The sequence below is a fragment of the Candidatus Paceibacterota bacterium genome (assembly GCA_035452965.1).
Lineage (GTDB): Bacteria > Verrucomicrobiota > Verrucomicrobiia > Limisphaerales > UBA8199 > UBA8199.
Map to the genome: position 1 here is coordinate 18968 of DAOTCE010000042.1, position 19246 is coordinate 38213.

The window sequence follows — 19246 nt, forward strand, 5'->3', positions numbered from 1 at the left end:
TCTCTAGCCATCTGACTTCCCTCTCGGTCACAAAAAAAGAGAGAAGACCAAAGTCTTCTCTCTTGCCGTGCCCGCGTGGATTCCGCCGTATTCGTTAACCCATAACCAACTCAATCCCTGGCCGGAGGTTTCCTGACCAAACCGGCGATCAGCGAGGTTGTTGTTGCCGCCTTGGAGCTTCCAAGCCTTATGACATTAAACTCTGGCCCCGTGACACCTGCAGCATCGGTCATACTTTGCGCCGCGAGGTCCGGCATCCGAGATTGCTCACGGGGTGCCATGCGGCGACTGATTTGCCACCAGGAGATTCTGGAGTTGTCGGAGCAGCCGTTCTCGAGCCCCTTGCTCGTCTTCACCAGTCCACACAGCCAGGGTGGTCACTCGCTGGCCCTGGTTGCCCCGCCCGTTCCAGACACTTCGCAGGCGATTAAAGCGCGTCACTCCTTCGCTGGCAAAGGACTGTTCGGCAGCCCGGTCCTCCCATCGGCTGTACAGGACGTACACCTTGCTGCGTGACAGTTCGAAACCGTAGATCCGGAAGGGGAATCGCAGCCCGTTGATGTCGGCGAATTGCGGCGGCGACACCATAGAGGTGGCGTAGCCGGCGGCCGGCATGCAGATCAGTGGATTGTGGCTCTTGGCCAGATAACCGGCAGCCGTGCCGGGATTCCAGCGAAACCAGGAAAGCTGCCATCTGGCGCCGTCCTCGGAGGTCCATTGGGCCTGTTTCGCCTCATCATAACGCAGCATGGCGGCTGCTTCGTGAGACACCGGCACCACCCGATAGCCGGCTGCGAGAACCGGCCAGTTGATACTCCAGGAGGGTTGCGCTGGAAGGTTGGCTTCGACATGCCAATACCAGCCAGCCACAGAACATTCCACTAGCACCAACCAGAATGCGAACAATCCGAAAGAAAAACGGAAAGGTGAAAGCGCCGCGGCCAGGTTCGCAGGGGTAACTGGCATGCTGCTAACGTTGGAAACTGGCGGAGCCTGGCCCCCAGTTCCGGGCCTGAGCCGCCTGGCACAGATCCAGACGCCGATGAAGCAGGCGACCAGGATGCTGGCGCCACCCGGATCGTGCCAACCGGCGATGGCCTCGATGCCGCGTTGCGCGGCGACCCAACACAGCAGCAGCATCCGGGCAAGGTTGCACAGCAAGGCGAGAGCAAAACCGGCGATCACGCACATCAGCCGACGTGTAGCAGCCAGCTGATAGAGTTCACCCAGGAACAAGGACACCATCAAGGTGGCCTGCAGGGACCTAATACCGCTGCACGCTTCATCAATGCCCACAGTGCCGGCAGCCAGCTCAATCAGGTTCCCATGTGGCACAGCGGCAACGCGCAAGCCGCCGAGCAGTTCAATGGTCAGGCTGGTGTTAAACCGCGTCAAAGCCTGAATCAACGGATTCTCCAGCAAATAGGGCCAGGGCACGGCGACGAGGAAGAAGCAAATCGGGAAGACAAAGTCGCCAAACCCGATACCAGAATGTTGAGTCGCGGAATTGCCAGCGAGCCCTCGCCAACTGCCAAGCGCCGCACGCACGGTGAGAAGGGTCACGCCAATGACCATCCCCGCCAGCGCCCAACTGACCAGGCTCCAACCCGGAGTAGCAGCTTGAACCAGACGGATGGGGGCGCAGAGGAGAGCGCAGAGCGCCAGAAGAAGACGGAAAGAAGATAAGGATGGACGTCGGCGTTTAGAGACTGGGGCGGCGGTGACACCGCCGGCATCCGCAGGCCGAGGCGCCTGCTTTACCCTTCGCCAGACGAGGTAGAGGCACAGAAACGGCACCGACCACCCGTAGGCGTATTGCGGGTTGTTGCTCCAGGCAATGCTCAACTGCCGCACCAATACCCACCACAGGTAGAGCAGTGGGACCAGAGCAAGAAATAGCGGACCAAGCGCCTGGCGGCGATTCGCAGCGCCCGCTGACGCCGGTTCGTGTCCTGACGGAGGAGTTCCCTCCACTGGTCTGCCGGCACACTTTGATTCCGTGAGAGCCATCTATTCGGTGCTTACTGATTCCCGCCGGGCTTGAACTCGTGCCGCATCGTCTGCAAGAGTGCCTTCTCCAGCTCGCAAGGACGAACAAAGCCGAGCCGGTCCAGCCGCCGCGTCGAAACCGTTGTTTCCGCACAGAACTTCCGGATGCGGATGGCGCTAATGCCGGATTGGTGACCGCTCACGCGAGACAAGGCGTCGCATACCAACCCGCCGAAGAGACCTGCCCAATGGGGCAGCCGAAAGCAAGGAACCGCCGCACCGGGTAACAACTCGCGTCGCGCCAGGCGCACGAGTTCACCAGCCGTCAGGTCGGGCTTATCCGCGTAGTTGTAAAGGTGAACGCCGGCAGGGAAAGACAGGCAGACCGCCAGGAAACGGGTAAGGTTGCCGACGTAAGCCATGGATTTACGATTGTGGCCGCCCCCCACCATCACAAAACGCCGGCGCTGAATCTGACGTAGAAGCTTATAGACATTTCCACGGTTGCCCTCGCCGAAAACAACACAAGGGCGCACGAGGGTCAGACTGGAGCCGGGCGTGCTCCGAGCCCACTCGCCAAGCACCTGTTCCGCCTGGAGTTTGGTTTGGCCGTAGCGGTTGTAAGGTTCAGGCGGGTCCTCCTCGGTGGCCTCGGGAACGTTCAACGGATACACGGCTACACTGCTCGTGAAGAGGATGCGCCGGCACCCTGCCTGCCGCGCAGCCGCGACCAGGTTTCTGGTGCCCCCGAGATTCACGGCCTCAGCCAGAGCGGCAGACTGCGGGTCATCCCGGTGCTCCGCCGCAAGGTGAATAATCGCGTCGCGTCCCGCACCGGCGGTCGTCAAGGCTTCGATATCCCGGACATCACCGCGAAGATGGATCGCCGGGTGCGCGGAACTTGCGGCGACGTCAAACACCGTCACCTCGTGGCCGGCGGCCAGCAACTCGGTGACAAGCCGGGTGCCGATGAACCCGCTACCTCCGGTGACGAGAATATTCATGCGGCGAGCTTAGGCGGCTGACCGGGGACCGGCCCGCGCGCGAGGCCAAGCCAGACGCCAGTTCCCCAGCACAGGTGGATGGCGGCGAGAACGACGGGCACCAACACAAAGGAAAGGAAGGGCGTTGAAGCGTCAAGTCGGGGAGCGGCTGAGTCAGGACTGCCGGGTGCCGCAACCGAGGCGCCTCTGGCCGCCTCAGGCCGGGAAGCCTGCGCCCCATGGCAAGGATGCTGCGCGTGGCGGGAACGACCGCGAGAGGCGGCCAGGAGCAAAGTGGCCACCAGGAGGAACACGCCGTAGAGCCCGACCAGTGCTCCGAAACAGCGCAGGGCAATTGGGTTGAACAAGGACCCTGCCACTGTCATCGCAAGGGCCAGCACAAACAACGGCGGCACGAAGTGCCTCAGCCTCAGCGAACCGGGGTGCGAGCGCAGGAAACGTCCTTTCCAGAATCCATAGCGCCCATATTGGCGGCAAAGCGCCGCCAAGGTGGGACGCACACGGTAAACTGAGCGCAGCCACGGCAGCAGGAGTATCCGCCCTCCCGCCAGGCGCAGCCGGTAGTTCAGCTCATAGTCCTCGTGGCAGAGCATCTCCTCTCGAAAAAGCCCGATCCGTTCAAAGACCTCCCGGCGCATGACCCAGAATGGCACGGAATCCGTACACAACGGTTTCTCGGAGGGCCGGCTGGTGCGATAAGCAGCGTTGCCGACGCCGAAACTGGACCCGGCGGCCAGTGCGATGGCGCGCCCCACGAGTCCGCTCCCAACACAATCCCACGCGCCGCCGACAGCGAGCAAAGCGACGGAAGGCCTCGCACTTGGAAGCGACACCTCGCCCCGACCCTCTCCCCGGTCGAGGCGGAGAGAGAATGCGCACTGCGCTTTGCCTTCGGCCCGCTGCCCTGCGTCTTCCGCCATCCGCCCTCTATCCTCTATCCTCCGTTCTACGTCCTCTACGTTCCCCCTTGGGCAGGTTTCTGCTTTCTGTTTTCTGCTCTCTGCTTTCCAAGCCGCGTCCTCCGCCTCCAGCCAGGCAACACACTCGCGTAGATAATTTGGCGGCAGTATCCCGTGGCCGTCCACGCGGAGAATCACTTCCCCGCGGACCGCACGAATGCCCAGGTTCAAGGCAGCCGGCGCAATTCGACCGGGATTGTCCAGTATACTCAGCCGAGGATCTCGCGCGGCAAGGCGTTGGACGATGTCGCGCGTTCCATCTTCAGACATCCCGTCTACGACAATCACTTCGACACGCTCGGCCGCATAGTCCTGGGCCAGCACCGCCCGCAGCGTCTCGGCAATGAAAGCCGCCTCGTTGCGGACGGGCAGGATGACAGAGACGAAGGGAAGGAGGCTCACGGAAGGCGAAAGTTGAAGGCAGAAATGGGAACGGGGCGGCAAAGCGGCAGCCAGGGAGTCAAATTGGTTAAATGAGGTTCTTCACGGAATTCCGGGGAACGCCAAGGGCGTTCCAATCTACCAGCCCAGGATTGCGCGAACGCGCTACCCTAGGTGGGACCGAGGAGACGAACAACCCTGCAAGGGTTGGATCGCCCCCCGGATCGCCTGTTCGGGGCCAGGAGGATGCAACCCCTTCAGGGTTGATGTCTCTTACGCCAGAAACCCAGGGTAGCGCCTGTGGCGCAACCCTGGGCTGAAAGGTCGAACGCCGTTGGCGTTCTGCCTTGTCCCCCGCTATTCCCCGGAGTTCCGGGATGAACCCTAAATGAGGGGGGAGAGAACTTGCGCCGGGTGGGGAAACCTTTGTGGATGTTAGTGCCAATGAACCCGGATTTCTATGGCCAAGGCGGCTCGCTTCGGAGCCACAAGTCCTGGACTGCAGCGCGACGCCGCCCGCAACGGCAGGACGACGCATGAAAAGCGGTGTCGCCGCTGCGCTCTGCCACCGCAGTCCATATCGCGAGGTGGCGCAAAAATGAGGCAGAAATGGCGCAGTTTTGAGTCGAAGGAATCTCACACAAAGATCGCAAAGCGGCCGGGGTATCGCTTTGGCAAGTCCACAACTGATATGCAGACAACTGGTTCAAGCCGGGCGTGGTTTGACGATTGGCGTTCATGCGAGGACGGACCTGGGAATTGCCATGCTGGGGTTCGGCGTCAAGTCCGGCTGAACGCAGAGTTTGCGGATCTCGGAGCGAAGGAGGCTCGCGAGTCGGAAAAGGTCGCGGGTGGACTCGTAATCGAACTTGCGCTTGGCGAGTTCGCCTTCGACCTGCTCGAGATGTTTGGCCAGGCAGGCAAGCTCATGTTCGTGCGTGGCCAGGAGCTTTTCCTGGAGAGCTTCGATCTCGAGGGCACGGAGGGCGCGCAATTCCTCAAGATGCTGGCGATTCCAATCCACGAGGGTGCGCTGGGAGACATCAATGGCGACGGCGATGCGGGCGAGGCTCCATCCCTTGGCCCGGAGTTCGAGGAAACGGCTTTTGGTATCGGCCGAGTGCATATCAATTGTTCAAGACTGTTAATTCAATTCGTGGCGCGCCGGTCCGCGGCGCAGGCCTACAAGCGCGCCCGCACCGGCAGTTATAGCACATGATTTCGGGCGCGAGGGGCGAGCGATGGAGGAGGAAGGGGAAGGAGACGCCAGGAGATGCCTACAGATGCCTGTAGCCGCCTGTAGCCGCCAAAAATGTTTAAGAAAAGGGTTGACCACTTCTGAAGAGGGAGAAGTTGAAATTCAAGAGGCACCGCGAAAGACACGAAAGGCACGAACGAGGGTAGCCACAGATGGAACCTGACGTTGAGTTGCCCGGGGACTACCGGCCAACTGACTATGGCCTTCCGTTAGCTGTCTCCCGCACACTCTTTTCCGTCTCACCATGCCCTGCCCTTGACGTTCCTCTCAGATACTCCCAAGCGAGGCCCAAATACTCATTTATGGCGCGTTCCGTGTAGCAAAAGTTGCTGGAGTTGGGAAAAAGTCGGGTTGGGCTCCACGGCGCCTGCGTGACCGTGTCCACAACGTAACCACTCGGCGCCGGGATCGCGTCCAGTTGGTGCCGGCGGGCAATCAACATGGCCCGAGGCAGATGGGAGGCACTGGAAACGAGCCATACTCGATTGGTGCCGGCCACCCGGCGGCACCAAGCGATCTCGTCCTCCGTGACCCGCGCCTCAGCGCAGACCTGCGCCGTGTGGCTTTCCATCCCGAGGATCGACAACACCTGCGCCAGCACCTGCTCCTTTTCCTGCTTGCTGACGGCCGGCCCGGCCACCGAAACCAGCAACGTGGAATTCGTCAGCGAGCGATGCAGCCGGAGGCCCTCTATGATGCGCTGGAGCGCTTCATCGCTGAAGCGCGCCGCTGGCGGGCGATTGGTGTCAGCGGACAACCCCATGCCGAGCACCATAATAAAGCCGGCCTCGCCGTTCACTGACCACTGACCACTGTCCACCGCCCGGGCCGGATACTGTCTTTCCAGGTGCAGCAGAGCGTAGCGAGGCAGCCAAGGATACCCAAACGCCAGCAGCAACGTCGTGCCTGCTATCACCAAGGCACGCCCGAGCTTTTTGCGCTTGTGGCTAAATGCGCAGAGCGCTATGCCCAAAAGCAAGAGCCCCGCGCACAACGGCACGGGGAATAAGAAACGCGAGAGCAACTTCTTCAGGAAGAACACAAGGAAGAAACGGGAATGGGGTAAGCCGAAAGCAGAAAATGGCTGATAGGATCAGAGAGGGTGCATCTCAATTTCTTGAAGGAGCGCGGACATTCCTGTCCGCCCAGACTCCCGCTGACCTCGAAGCGGACAGGAATGTCCGCGCTCCATCCCCACCGTTGCAGGAAAGTGAGATGCGCCCGATCAGAGAACAGCTCTTCGAAGGAGACGGCGGAGCGCGACCTTGAAGAGGAGGCCGGCGATGACTGTGACGCAGCGCAAGTTGCGGAGAAAAGTCCGACGCCCGCCCGTTATTGTGCGAAACAGCCATTCCATGCCGATGGCGCGAACCCAGGGCGGGGCCCAAGGCCGATGACCGGAATGGAAATCGAAGGCGGCACCGACGGGCAGGATTACCGGGACCTTGATGCGCCCTACCTGCTCCGCGGCCCATAATTCCTGTTTTGGACTGCCGAGGCAGACCCAGAGCAAGTGCGCGCCGCTAGAGTCGATCATGGATTTGATTTCGAGCTGTTCTTGCTGAGTCAATTCGCGAAAGGGCGGGCTATGGGTGCCGGCAACCAGCAGACCCGGATAGCGGCTGGTGAGGCGCTCGGCTAATCGCTGAGCAACCCCAGGCGAGCCACCGTAGAAGAAGTGCCTCCAACCCCGCGACAAGCCGTATTCGGCGGCAGCAAGCAGGAAGCTGGGGCCCGGGATCCGCTCCGGCAGCCGGTGCCCCTGCAGCCGAGCCAACACCGTCAGGGCCACACCATCCGGGAATACGGCCGCAGCTTCTCCGACGCAATCCCGAACCCGCTCATCCCGGACCACGTTTGACAGGAGACTGGCCTCGCAGAAACAGAAGTAATGACTGCCGCCATCTTTGATGAGTGCACCCGTATATTCGAGAGCGGACTGGAAGTTCGCGGACGCTATAGCTAGCGGGCCGAGGTTGACTCCGGGCAGCCGTGGAGAGGTGGTTGCCTGGTTGCCAGACGCAACGGGCGGCGAGATGCCGGCAGGAATGGTTGCCTTACCCATTTGAGTGCTGGGGATAGCTTCAATTCGCGCGGCCATGAGCCTGCTCCCTCCGAACAAGGGCCGGATCGTCCAGAACACGTTTGAGGTCCGTGGCTAACCGGGCGGTGAGTTCTTTCTGTCCCTCCCGGTTGAGGTGAACGCGATCGCGGAACAGGTCATGGCGCGCTTCGAGCGGGGTATTGTAGTCCAGATAGACGATGTTCGAATTGGTCGAAGCAAGGCCACTGAAGATGGAAATTGAGCGCTGGAACTTGGCAGGTTCAGCCCGGTTGAAAACATCTATCGTCGGGATGTAGGCCAACAACAGCCTGGCTCCCCTGGTCGTTACAAACTCAGCCATCAGGTTGAACTGGCGGACATTGTCCTCGTCGAATGAAATCCGTCGAAAATTGCCCTGTTCGATCTGCCGGCGCAGGACCTCGACGTTGACCTTGCCGAATTTGTAATTGGTCCACTTCTTCAGGTAGCCGCGGACCGCGAGGGAAAGCGTCAGCTCGGTGTAACGCGGCGTGCAGAGCACGCGACGCAACAGATATTCGGTTCTTGAAGGGCAGTAGCGGCGAATGTAGCCGCGGACATCCGGATCGGCAATGAACGGGAACAGGAGACGATAGGAGCTGGAGCTGAGGCCGGCCCCGGTAAAGGCATGCGCGTCCACGCCGTAGACAACGGCACGGACCGAGTCGGGCTGTCGCTTGAAGTAGTATCGGATCATCATCAGCCGGTCGGACGTGTTCGCGCCTTCAACCGCGAATTTGGCGACCGGCACTCCGAGCTCGCGCTCAAGCGCTATTTTGTCAACGCCCAGAACCAAATGCGAATGGCCAACGCACAGGACCTGGGCCGGAACGTCCATCCCGTAATACCGGTCCAGTCCGCGAAGGAAAACCCAGCCGGCCAAGCGATCCAGGGTCAGGAACAGGACCAGCAAGAGGAGGCCTTTCGCGGCGAACCGCCTGAGCAGCGATCGCTGCAAACGCAAATCACTCACAAGCGGGCTGGGCATTCTAAGAGAAGAAAGCAGAACACAGAAAGCAGAAATTCTTTTACACGGAAAACAGAAAGCGTAGGGGAAAAGCTGATACGTTGAAATTCTGGCATGCTGAAATCGGGCGATGGATTTGCGGAGTCTGGAACCGATGATCGCGAATATTGCGAGGAGTTCTTCGATTTCGCGCAGGGGTCGCAGCCTGCTCTGCGTGTCAGAACTGGAAATAGATGAAGTCGTTGCCGCTCTTGCCGAACATGGAGATACCCAGGAGCATGACAAGGTACCCGCACCAACGCACAGCGATGGGGACCCCAACCCTGGAAAAGTAAAGCGGCAGCCGGTTCCTATATTGAAGCATCTGGACGGCGATGAGCACCAGGATTAAGCCAATACCGAGCATCGTAGAAACCGAGGAGAAGCCGGGATAGATGGGCAGGGAAAGATCCGTGCAGATGCGAGAAACAATGAGCAGCGCATCCTGCAGGGAGGCGGCGCGGAAAAAGACCCATGCCAGCAGGACCAGGTGGAAGGTGATGAGGATCTGCAGGCCGGCTTTGAGCCGTTCGGGCACGCGGCAGAGGGCGCATAACCTGCCGGCATAAGGGCCGACGAATTTCTCCAGCAGGTAATATCCTCCGTGCAGCAGTCCCCAGATCACGAAGGTCCAATTTGCGCCATGCCAAAGGCCGCTGACGGCGAACACGGCCACGATATTGAACGCCCAGCGAGCCGACGAGACCCGGCTGCCACCCATGGGAATGTAGACATAGTCCCGGAACCAGGTGGAAAGGGAGATATGCCAGCGCTGCCAGAAATCGGAAATGGAGCGGGCGAGGTAGGGCAGGTTGAAATTCTGCATCAGGTCATAGCCGAGCACGCGGGCCGAGCCGATGGCGATATCGGTGTAGCCGGAGAAATCGCAGTAGATCTGAAACGCGAAGCAGTAAGTCGCCAGGAGCAACGTAAGGCCCGAATGATCGGCGGCGTGGGGATAGATCTGGTTGACGTACTCGGCGAGGCGGTCGGCGATCACCACCTTTTTGAAGAAGCCCCACAGCATGAGCTTGAGGCCCGAACTGAGCCGGGCCACGTCGAAATGGTTCTCACGCTCCAATTGCGGGAGCAGGCGGTTGGCGCGCTCAATCGGCCCGGCCACCAGGAGCGGGAAGAATGAAACGTAGAGCGCGAATTTCGCAAAGCTGCGCTCGACCGGAATTTTCCCGCGGTACAGGTCAATGATATAGCTGAGCGTTTGGAACGTGTGAAAGGAAACGCCGATGGGCAGCAGGATATCCAGCCGCGGGACGTGGTAAGGCGCCTGAAGAAAAGCGAACAGGCTGCGGAGGGACTCATTGGCGAAGTTGTAGTATTTGAAGAAGAAAAGGATCGCCAGGGTCATTACTACACCGGCCACCAGGAATCCCTTTTTGGCTCTCGGTGTCCTGGCCTTTACCATTTGCAGGCCGCAGAGGAAATTGATTTCGGTCTGGACAATGATCAGGGCGACGTATTCCCAGCGCCAGCACATGTAGAAGTAGTAGCTGGCCAGGAGGAGAAACGCCGTCCGCCACCGAAACGGCGCGGCAAAGTACAGCAGGCAGACGATCGGGAAGAAGAGGAGGTATTGGAAGGAGTTGAAGAGCATTGGGGCGGTGCGTCGGTGCGTCGGTGCGTCAGTGCATCAGTGCGTCAGTGAGACGAGCAGAAGGATTCGTAATGTGCAATCATCGAACCGAGCCTGCGCCCAACCTCAGCCGCTTGTTCCAGGAGCTTCGCATGCTCGACGACCGAAAGGCACCCGCAGGCCAAGGCGGTGTCTATCCAGTGGAAGGTCTCCTGCAACTCGCCATCACTATCCGTCAGCTTACTTAGAAAATGAGCCGGATACCTGCGTTTAGCCCACGATTCCGCAAGGTTTGCTCCAATGGAACGCGAGCTACGGCGAATTTGATCTGTAAGCGCGAACTTCTCGACATCTGGCCAGTGCTTGGAGGCAGTAAAGATGTTCTGCTGCAGTTCGAAAGCCAACTGGTACGCCTCGAGATCCCGGAACGACTGCGCCAATCTGCTCATAGTGTCTTGCTTCTTGCTGCTCCACCGCCCACCGCCCACTGTCTACCGCCTACCGCTTCCCGCCTACCGCTTCGCGCTTCGCGCTTAGCGCCTTTTGGCAGATCTCCATAAAACGCTTCGCGACGACGTCTTCGCTGTAGACGCGGAGGGCTTTTTCGCGTCCGGCTTCGCCCAGGCGGGCGCAAAGCGCGGGATCGGCGACCAACGCTTGAATCTTCTGAACCAGGTCGGCCACGTTCCGCGTCTCGAACAGCAACCCCGTCCGCCCCTCGTCAACAATCTCGGGCAGGACGCCGATACGCGAAGCCACCACCGGCTTGCGTAATGCCATGGCGTGGGTAACCACATTGGGAAATCCCTCGAAGCACCGGGTGGAGAGCACGACCAGGCGCGATTCGGAGATAATCCGGTTCAAGTCTGGTCGGTTGAGGAAGCCCAGCCAGCGCACATTGGGCGGAGAGGCGGCGACCAATTCCGGCATGCGTTCAGTGGCGCCGGCGACTGCGAAGGGGAGATTCGGGAGAAGGCGGGCGGCGGCGACGAAATCCTCGATGCCTTTCTCGGGGCTGGCCCGGCCGACGAAAGCGATGGAGCCGGAGGACGGTGGACGGTGGACAGAGGACGGATCGGGGACAGAAGACGGAGGACGGAGGACGGAGGACGGTGCTATTTCTGCTTTCTGCCCGTCGCCGTCGGCGATGGCGGGCGTCATATTAGGCAGGATCTCGATGCGCTCGGGAGGGATGCCCTGGGCGATGAACCGCTGTTTCTGAAACTCGGACAGGACGATGACTATGTTGACATTGTCCAGAATCCGGCGGGAAACGCGGGCCGCCCAACCGCGCAAGGCGTAGCCGGCACTTTTGACCACGTCGCGCTCGCAGTTGCGCAACACGCACCAGTATTCCCGACCGCCCAGGCACCGCTCGCACACCTCGCCGTGGCTCAAGTGCAATCCGCTCGGGCAAAACAGGCGGTAGTTCGGGCAGCGCATCACCACCGGAATGCCACGCCTGGCGCAAGGCGTTAGGACGCTTGGCGACAGCAGCGGATACAGGTTTTGGACGAGGACGAGGTCCGGCTTTTCGCCATCCAACGTCTTGGCCATGCGGCGCGCCATCCAGGGGTTGTGGATGCCGGCAAAGAAGGCCTTGGCGTTACCAGCGATGGAATGATCAATTTCCGCTGAACTGCGCCGCAGCCAAACGATGCCATGCCCTTGCCGCTGTGCCAGACCGGCCAGTGTCTCCAGCGCGTGCTCTTCACCGCTGGGACGGCCGTAGTCGTTATGGGCCACCAATATTCTCAAAAGCAGAAAGCAGAAATCAAAGGTCAGCGACCTGCTGGAGCAGCGAACCGATTCCGCAGGCAAAAAGCCATGTCACGGGCTAAGAGCGTGTTTGAAAAATGGGCGTAAGGGAGGGCGAATTTGCAGACACACTCTAAGGAAAGCAGAAAGCAGCAAGGGGAAATCAAGGAGCGGAAGGTGGTGGTGGTTGCGCGGACGCGGGCGGGGGCGGCACGGTGTAGGTTGGGGCAAGCTGGCCGCGTTTGCGGGACCGGTTCTTCCACGAGTCGCGACGCGAAGCTGCCCGCGTTGCTTGCTGCTCCACACGTCCCACCCATTGAGGCCGGGCTACCGCACACAGATGAAACGCATAGAAAAGCATGAAGACGAAGGACGCGACACCCCACCCTTCGCCAAATAGTGAGAGGGACATACTGTTGGCCGAACCTGCCACCAACGCCGCCGTCGCTCCCACAGCACCGGTGCGCCCGGCAGCGCAAGCAGACAACGCCTCCCGTAATCCGAACAGCGCTGCGATAACAACGATGGTCATCCCAACGACACCGGTGCCCAGAAGTACCGCCCACGCGGCATTATGCGTATTGGTTGCATAGACCGGGCCGGCGGTGCGCGCGGCCACGGCGTAACCGACGCCTAACCAGGGACTCGCCTTGAAAACCTTCTCGTATCCTTCCCAGAGAAGCTTTCGCCCAGTAAAGGTCTCCAGCTTGCCGGCTTCTTCTGTTTGGCCGTATGGGTCCACCACCGGTTCAAATCGCTCCGCTCCAACCAAGGCCACCGCCAGACCAAGCACAACAACGACGAGAACAAACCCTCCCCGAGCCGATTTCGACAAAAGAAAGGCGACGCCAACGCCGATGAAAAGCGACCACCAGCTTGCCAGGCTTTGCGAAGCCAGCGTCAATGCTGCACTGATGGCCGACAGAACCACAAGATTTCGGCGTCGGCGACGCTCCGCGCGCAGGGCTTCGCCCACTGCATAACACGTCAGGATGACAGCGGAGGCGCCAACCGTATTGTTATGCAATTCAAAAGACGCCCCTCCACGGGATAATACGATAGAAAATGCTGCCAGGCCCAAGGCAAGCATGCCCAAAACCAAGATGAGACGCTCAGCGTGGGCGAAAGTTCGTGCCGAGGCTACGGCGACCAGGAATCCCAGAGAAAGTACCGCGAACTCCCCTGCCCGAAAGGCAGAGTACTTGGGCAGCTCAGACCAGGCTGCTGAGACAAGGGCGAGAGCGAAGAAGGCCAGGAGCACTTTCCCGGATGTTGCGGCAATTCGTTGCCAAAGGCGCCAGAGCTGCCCGCTCTGAAGCGCCAGCAATAGCCCAATGGCTGCGACAATCACAATCTCGACCATCGCGAAGGCATCAATTGCCGTAAAGTCCTCCCGCCTGCGCTGCAGAACAGTCAAGCGCGCCACCAAGAGCACTTCTGCCAGCAGGATCAGGCGTACAGGGATTGAGAGACGCGAGCGCGGAACAGAGGTTCGGGCCGGGAAACGACGGTGTTGCCTCAAAGACATGGAGTCAGCCGGCATTGGGGAGAGGGCAAAGGCTGAAAGTGGAAAGCAGAAAGCGGAAATCTAAAATGAACACAGGCGCAAACTGTTATTCAATTGCCCTTTTCGCATTCCAGAGCGCAGCTTCTCCCCCTGTGCTCGATCGCAATCTCGCAAGCACGGTGGATTGCCTCGGCGGCCTTGTGAGGAGTGTGGTCCTTGAGGATCTCGCGCGACTCCTGGCCCATAGCGCGAAGAGCGGTCGAGGGAAAAAGGTGAGAAGCTGAAACACTGAAATGTTGAAATTGATCAGTGATAGCCGGTGCTTCGGTGCGTCGGTGGGTCCGTGCGTCGGTCCCGGCCTCCGCCCCTGCGCCTTGCGCATGGCGCTGTGCGCATTGCGCCAAGCGCTTGGCGGTATCCGCGGTGTCGAGGGGATCGAAGACCCAGCCGTTGCGGCCTTCATGGACCAGTTCCGGCCAGCAGCCGTTGTATTTGGAGCACAGAATCGGCAAGCCGCACGCCATGGCTTCGGGCACAACGAGGCTCCAGTTGTCCTCCAGCGTTGGGATAATGAACGCATCTGCCGCCGCGTAATACGGAGCAAGCTTGTCGTAGTCCACCGAACCGGCGAAGTGGACGTTCGGAAGTCGGAGGACGGAAGACTGATGACGGAGGGCGGCTTCTGCCGGACCAGAGCCGACGAGGACGAGGGTGGCAGAGCGCGGGGGAGTGGTGGACGGTGCGTCAGTGAACAGTGGGGCGGTGGACAGTGGGGAGGTGGACGGTGCGTCAGTGGACGGTGGGGGGATCTCTGCCTTGGTAAAGATTTCCCACGCTTTCAGCAGCTCGGCGATGCCCTTGCCTTTGTTCAATCGCCCCACGTATAGGAACACGAGGCCTTGAGCGCAAGGCGCTGGGCGCGAGGCGTCTGGCGCAGGGCGCAAGGTGTCTGGCGCAAGGCGCAAGGCGCTGGGCGCGAGCCAGGACTCGCGCAGGAGCTGGATCTCGGTTTGCGGCACGCGCGCTGCGCTTTGCGCCATGCCGTCCGTATCGGCCGCCATATGGCCCAAGGTAATCCGCTCGGCGGGAAAGCCCATAGACACCGTATATTCCTTGCAGAGCCGCCCGTTACAGCTCATGGCATCCGTGAAACGAAGCACAAACTTCCGATAAAATGTCCGAATCCACTGCGCATGCCGCTCCGTGTAAGCCGTTCGCTCGTAAAGCACCACCAACGGGGTGCCGTGTCGGATCCGGTGCTGCAAGGCCAGGAAGGTCCATTTGAAAAAGCCGTCGCAAACCATCACGTCAGGCCGAAGCTGACGGATCATCTTCAGCAACCCTGGCTGAAAACGAAGAGAGAAATTCCGGTTGGCCATATAAGCCCGGTCCTCGGGGCCCAACTTCCACTCCCCACGCAGGCCTATAGCTCGCGGGCCCAATGCCCCCTGCGCTTTCTCCTGCACCGCTCGGGGCACATAATCTCCCGAATACACCAAATGCAATTGGCCGCCCGTGAGTGCATCCAGCGCACGGCAGACCGGGATGCGATAGTCGAGGAACGACCGTGTGACCCAGGCAATTCTCAATGTCCCTTGGCTGGGCTGCCTCGCCGAGGCGGCCTTGAGCTATAATGCTGTGGGGGGGCTGTTGTCACGCCCTGCCCTGCCCGCGCCGCAAAGCCAGCACGTAGTGCTTCAACCGCTCACGCAGACGAACCACCGTGCAGGCGCCCCACCAGCCAATCGGTCCACCGGCACACCCAAACCGCAGCAACCTTGTAACGCGGTTCCGCGGCAAGTCACCACCGTAGTCGCGCAAGATCTGGAGCCCGACATCGGCCCGCCCGGCCAGGACTTGGTTGTGGGCATAACCAGCGGCCACGCGCCCGCGCACAACCTTGAACGCAGGCATCTGCTGCGGGGTCAGGCGGGGCAGCAACCGTTCCTGCCAGGCCTCCACGGTTGGGCAGAGTCGGCGGCGCTTTTGATACTTGTTCAACCAGCCCGGCGCGGCTGCTGCCGCGCGGGAATTGCCTACCCAGAGCGGCTCGGGGATATAACCCCAGGGACCGAAGGTCGCGATGTAGCCCCAGTATTCAAGGTCCTGGCTGACCCTTAAGTCCGCCCGCTGTCCGCCGGCCCGATCTATTACGGACTTCCGTATGACGGCCGATCCGGTGCGGACATGATCATGCGCTGCCCAGAATGCATAGAAATCATCAATCACAAAGGGTTCGGTCTGGGCATCGGCGCGAGTCAGGAAGCTGGGCTGAATGATCTCCGATCCACTATGTTGGCGGGTGATCAGTCCGGTATTGACGGCTACACATTCAGGATGCGCATCAAGAAAGGCGATGCAACGTTCTAGAAATCCTGGTTTCCAATAGTCATCAGCATCCAACAGGGCGATGAACTCGCCGGTGGCGATCTTCAGACCGGCGTTCCGGGCTGCGCCCTGCCCCGCGTTCTCCTGTCGGAGGTACACGATCGAATTGCCATAGCGCAGGGCGACGTCCTCCGTGGCATCGGTCGAGCCATCATTGACCACAATGATCTGCCCGGGTGCCAGGCTTTGGGAGAACACGCTACCCAGGCAAGCCGCCAGGCAATGCGCGGCATTAAAGGCGGGAATGATGACACTTACACCAGGCACGATGACATCGCTTTATTTTATACGCGACCGCACCCCGCGGTTGCGCCGCGTTAGGTGTTCTTCGCCGGGCACGGGATAACCTTCCCGGCCGGTTTCGGATTCAGGGAAGCCATTCGATCCAATAGACGGAGGGTGATTCGCATCAGGCGCGCGGCCAGCGCGACATTCTCGAGTTGCAGCGCGCAGCCGAAGCCGCGAATCAGCCACCCTGGCCCGGCTAATCCCGGGCGCAGCTCGTCACGGAAGTAAGCCCGCCAGTGGCGCCAGAGCTTTTGGCGTTCCCCAGTGTCCGGATGGGCGGCGATCCACTCGCCCCCGGTCGTGAACCGTTTGAGCGCCAGCCAGTCTGCGGAGCGCCGCGCACACGGACCACCGTCCGACGCCAGCAGCACGTGCCGGATCCGTTCCTGGGAACGGGCAATCGTCTCCAAATATGCCATTCCTTTCACCCCTCGCCCCGTCGCCGAGGCCCCGTGCACCGTATACTCGTAGCCGAGGTACGACATGGTCACCATGCGGCGACTCCGGCACAAAGCGGCCACATTGAACAGCGTGTCCTCCCCGATATTGACCGGGAACTGTTCGAAGCGCAGCGCCCCGATCGTCTCCCGCCGAAAAAGCTTGTTCCACGGCGCAAAATGGAGGGTACGCAAACAGTGCCGCCGGTCACGCGGTTGCGACAAGTCATAGACCCGACCTGGAAGCACCTTGCGCCGCAGCACCTCTCCTGCCCCGGCCACCTCCGCCCAGGAACACGCCACAATATCCGCGTCGTGGGCACGCGCGCATTGAATCATTCGCTCGCAGCAATCCGGCCGCACAACGTCGTCCGCATCCGCAAAGAAGACGTAGTGGCCGCGCGCGCGGTCCAGGCCATCGTTCCGCGCCATGCCGGCCCGGCCGTTGACACTGCGGTGGATCACTCTGACCCGGTCGTCCCTTGCCGCCACCTCATCCAACACCCTGGGGCAGTCGTCCGGCGAGGCATCATCCACCGCGATCAGCTCAATGTCGGCCACCGTTTGCTTCAGAGCGCTGCTGAGGAAACGCCGCAAGAGCGGAACAGGCGTCCTGTAAACGGGGGCAATTATTGATACTGGCGCATTACAGCCCGTGGCTGTACACCAGCGCCCTTGCTCAAGAGTGACCGCGGACATCACCGCCTCCTCGCTCTCAACTCAACTCCACCGCCCAAAGGCTGCCAGCCGATGCGACGTTTATCATTCGAAACCGCCGTCGTCGGCCGTCGGGAGATGAATTTCACAGGCAGGTGCTTAGATAAGCGACTGCTCCTGACATTCTCTTGCACAGGGCAACGAATGGTCTCCCAGATCGCCAATAGGACGGCATGAACTTGAGGAGGTCTGTCACCCGAGCTTGAGGCTGGAGCTTCTCGATTGCCTGAGCTATGTTCCTACTGCCAAACCGTGCCACCGTCTCCGCATATGTCGTCTCGGATATGCGCCGCAGCTCCTGGGGATTGTGCAGCGTATTTACCACCTCTCTGAGAGCATGGCCGCGAGGAGGCGTCGTCTTCTCCAGAAACACTCCCGCATAGTTCTCGATGTCATCGATCAGCCAGCGGTACCCATACTCAACAGGGAAATCCTTGTAGGAAGCATCCGCGATGATCGTCGGAATCCCCAATACGGCACCTTCCAAGCAAGCCGTTCCCATCGAATAGTGCAGATCAGAAAGCTCAAGCAGCTTCTGAGAGAGCGACTCCATCGCATAACCATAATGGTAGTATATGGCGACATTCCCCCCCTTCACTTCTCTTAGCTCCGCCTCAAACAACTCGTTGGCGTCTGTGAATATGTGCAAGTGAAAGTTATGGTCCGTGAGTGACCTAAGATCGCCGGCGAGCTTCTTGACTGGCTTGACTTTCCAAAGTCTGCCCCTGCCGATGTATGTTATGCTGATGGGATTGCTCGGCTTTTCGGCGACGCGCCGCTTCTCTCTCACAAGGATGGGTATGGGAAGAAGGCGTTCCGCGAAGAGGCGTTTCAGTTCGCGACACGCGGTCTGATGACATACCTTGTCCATGAACACCAGGGAGTTCAGCTTCTCAAGCGTAATGAACATCCGTCGGCAGAGCAGAGACGCCAACAGCCCCCTGCATCCAATGCTCGGGAAGACCCGCCACAGCAACAGGCGTGGATTCACGACCGATAGCGCTTGCAAGTCCCTGAACGTGCCGAACTCAATCAACAGGTCATCGCAGGAAATGTCCCTGGTCGAGCGCGCCGTATCTGGATCTACACGGATGAACTTCGCCTTCACGCCGCGAAGTGCCTCACAAATCGTCCCGTCCTTTCTGGCGATGACCACAATCTCATGGGATTCTGCGAGGTCGCTCGCGAGCGTGATGATCATTTTCTCGATGCCCCCCATGCCGGCATCGTAATGATCCCAAAAGAGTATTCGCCTCATCTCGTTTCTTCCCGGGGAATCCAGGAGATTGGAATGACCGCTGGAGAGGACCCCCAGCCCGTGTTGCCTGATCGACAACCCAAGCATCGTCAACCTGGACCGCCGTGACGCTGCGTAGTCACGTCAGGCAGATTACGGCACCATTCTACTCCGGATTCCAGAACTATAGGAGGATTCCCCCCGATCAGGCAACCGTCGGGGAACTGCTTTCTGTTGATAACGGCTCCAGTCGCCACAATACATCCGTTCCCAATTCGAGTGCCTTTCAAGATGGAGCAGTTCGGGGCAATCCAAACATGATCGCCAATTTCAACATCAGCTTGGTGGTCCTTGCGTTTAATAAGATGCCAGTCACAATCCGTGATGAAGCTCCCCCAAGCGCAAAGGAAATCGCTCCCAATCGTGATGCTCCGCTTCACCATGATGCGGGTGTTTTCCGTGATTCCAGAACCGCTTTCCAATTTCTTGCCGCCAAGACGGAGGTAAGCGCCTTCACTCAGGAATATGTCCGTTCCATTGCCCATAGTGAAATCGCCGCTGACCTCCAACGTCGCACCCGCATCAAGGTGTTCCCTTCCCCCCATTTTTTGGACACCGTGTACTTGCGTCCGCTTCACGTTAG

General features: G+C 60.2%; 16 protein-coding genes. 1 reads left to right on the plus strand and 15 read right to left on the minus strand.

The window, feature by feature from the left end; all coding sequences use genetic code 11:
• Window positions 1-267 precede the first annotated feature (267 nt).
• The 15 genes from P5205_20170 to P5205_20240 all read right to left on the minus strand — a co-directional run bounded on the left by P5205_20170 (window position 268) and on the right by P5205_20240 (window position 18624).
• Entirely contained in the window at window positions 268-2010 is a 1743-nt protein-coding gene (locus tag P5205_20170; GenBank protein HSA12682.1) for an exosortase/archaeosortase family protein, read from the minus strand.
• Between the two features lie 11 nt (window positions 2011-2021).
• Window positions 2022-2993, minus strand: coding sequence for an NAD(P)-dependent oxidoreductase (locus tag P5205_20175; protein HSA12683.1), 972 nt, complete (start codon window positions 2991-2993; stop codon window positions 2022-2024).
• Window positions 2990-4354, minus strand: a complete 1365-nt coding sequence (locus P5205_20180; GenBank protein ID HSA12684.1) for a glycosyltransferase family 2 protein — start codon at window positions 4352-4354, stop codon at window positions 2990-2992. Before P5205_20180 ends, P5205_20175 begins: the two co-directional genes overlap by 4 nt.
• Before the next feature lie 715 nt (window positions 4355-5069).
• A complete protein-coding gene (locus P5205_20185) occupies window positions 5070-5459 on the minus strand; it encodes a hypothetical protein (protein ID HSA12685.1) in 390 nt (129 codons plus the stop codon).
• 328 nt (window positions 5460-5787) lie between these two features.
• Window positions 5788-6564, minus strand: a complete 777-nt coding sequence (locus P5205_20190; GenBank protein ID HSA12686.1) for an ElyC/SanA/YdcF family protein — start codon at window positions 6562-6564, stop codon at window positions 5788-5790.
• A gap of 252 nt (window positions 6565-6816) precedes the next feature.
• Entirely contained in the window at window positions 6817-7656 is an 840-nt protein-coding gene (locus tag P5205_20195) for a WecB/TagA/CpsF family glycosyltransferase (GenBank protein ID HSA12687.1), read from the minus strand.
• Between the two features lie 19 nt (window positions 7657-7675).
• Window positions 7676-8647 carry a hypothetical protein gene (locus P5205_20200; protein ID HSA12688.1) on the minus strand — a complete coding sequence of 324 codons (972 nt, stop codon included), beginning with the start codon at window positions 8645-8647 and terminating at the stop codon, window positions 7676-7678.
• 211 nt (window positions 8648-8858) lie between these two features.
• Window positions 8859-10292, minus strand: a complete 1434-nt coding sequence (locus P5205_20205; protein ID HSA12689.1) for an MBOAT family O-acyltransferase — start codon at window positions 10290-10292, stop codon at window positions 8859-8861.
• A 44-nt stretch (window positions 10293-10336) separates the two neighbouring features.
• A complete protein-coding gene (locus P5205_20210; GenBank protein ID HSA12690.1) occupies window positions 10337-10720 on the minus strand; it encodes a four helix bundle protein in 384 nt (127 codons plus the stop codon).
• 49 nt (window positions 10721-10769) lie between these two features.
• Entirely contained in the window at window positions 10770-12029 is a 1260-nt protein-coding gene (locus P5205_20215) for a glycosyltransferase family 4 protein (protein HSA12691.1), read from the minus strand.
• Between the two features lie 163 nt (window positions 12030-12192).
• A complete protein-coding gene (locus tag P5205_20220; GenBank protein ID HSA12692.1) occupies window positions 12193-13572 on the minus strand; it encodes an O-antigen ligase family protein in 1380 nt (459 codons plus the stop codon).
• Between the two features lie 74 nt (window positions 13573-13646).
• A complete protein-coding gene (locus P5205_20225; GenBank protein HSA12693.1) occupies window positions 13647-15125 on the minus strand; it encodes a glycosyltransferase family 4 protein in 1479 nt (492 codons plus the stop codon).
• Window positions 15126-15189: 64 nt separating this feature from the next.
• Window positions 15190-16191: a glycosyltransferase family A protein gene (locus P5205_20230; GenBank protein ID HSA12694.1), complete on the minus strand. Its 1002-nt coding sequence runs from the start codon at window positions 16189-16191 to the stop codon at window positions 15190-15192.
• Window positions 16192-16241: 50 nt separating this feature from the next.
• Entirely contained in the window at window positions 16242-17348 is a 1107-nt protein-coding gene (locus P5205_20235) for a glycosyltransferase family 2 protein (protein HSA12695.1), read from the minus strand.
• Window positions 17349-17451: 103 nt separating this feature from the next.
• Window positions 17452-18624, minus strand: coding sequence for a hypothetical protein (locus P5205_20240; GenBank protein ID HSA12696.1), 1173 nt, complete (start codon window positions 18622-18624; stop codon window positions 17452-17454).
• Window positions 18625-18920: 296 nt separating this feature from the next.
• On the opposite strand from P5205_20240, the gene P5205_20245 reads away from it, so the two are divergent.
• Window positions 18921-19246 (plus strand): hypothetical protein (locus P5205_20245; GenBank protein HSA12697.1); only part of this gene is annotated, 326 nt, incomplete at its 3' end.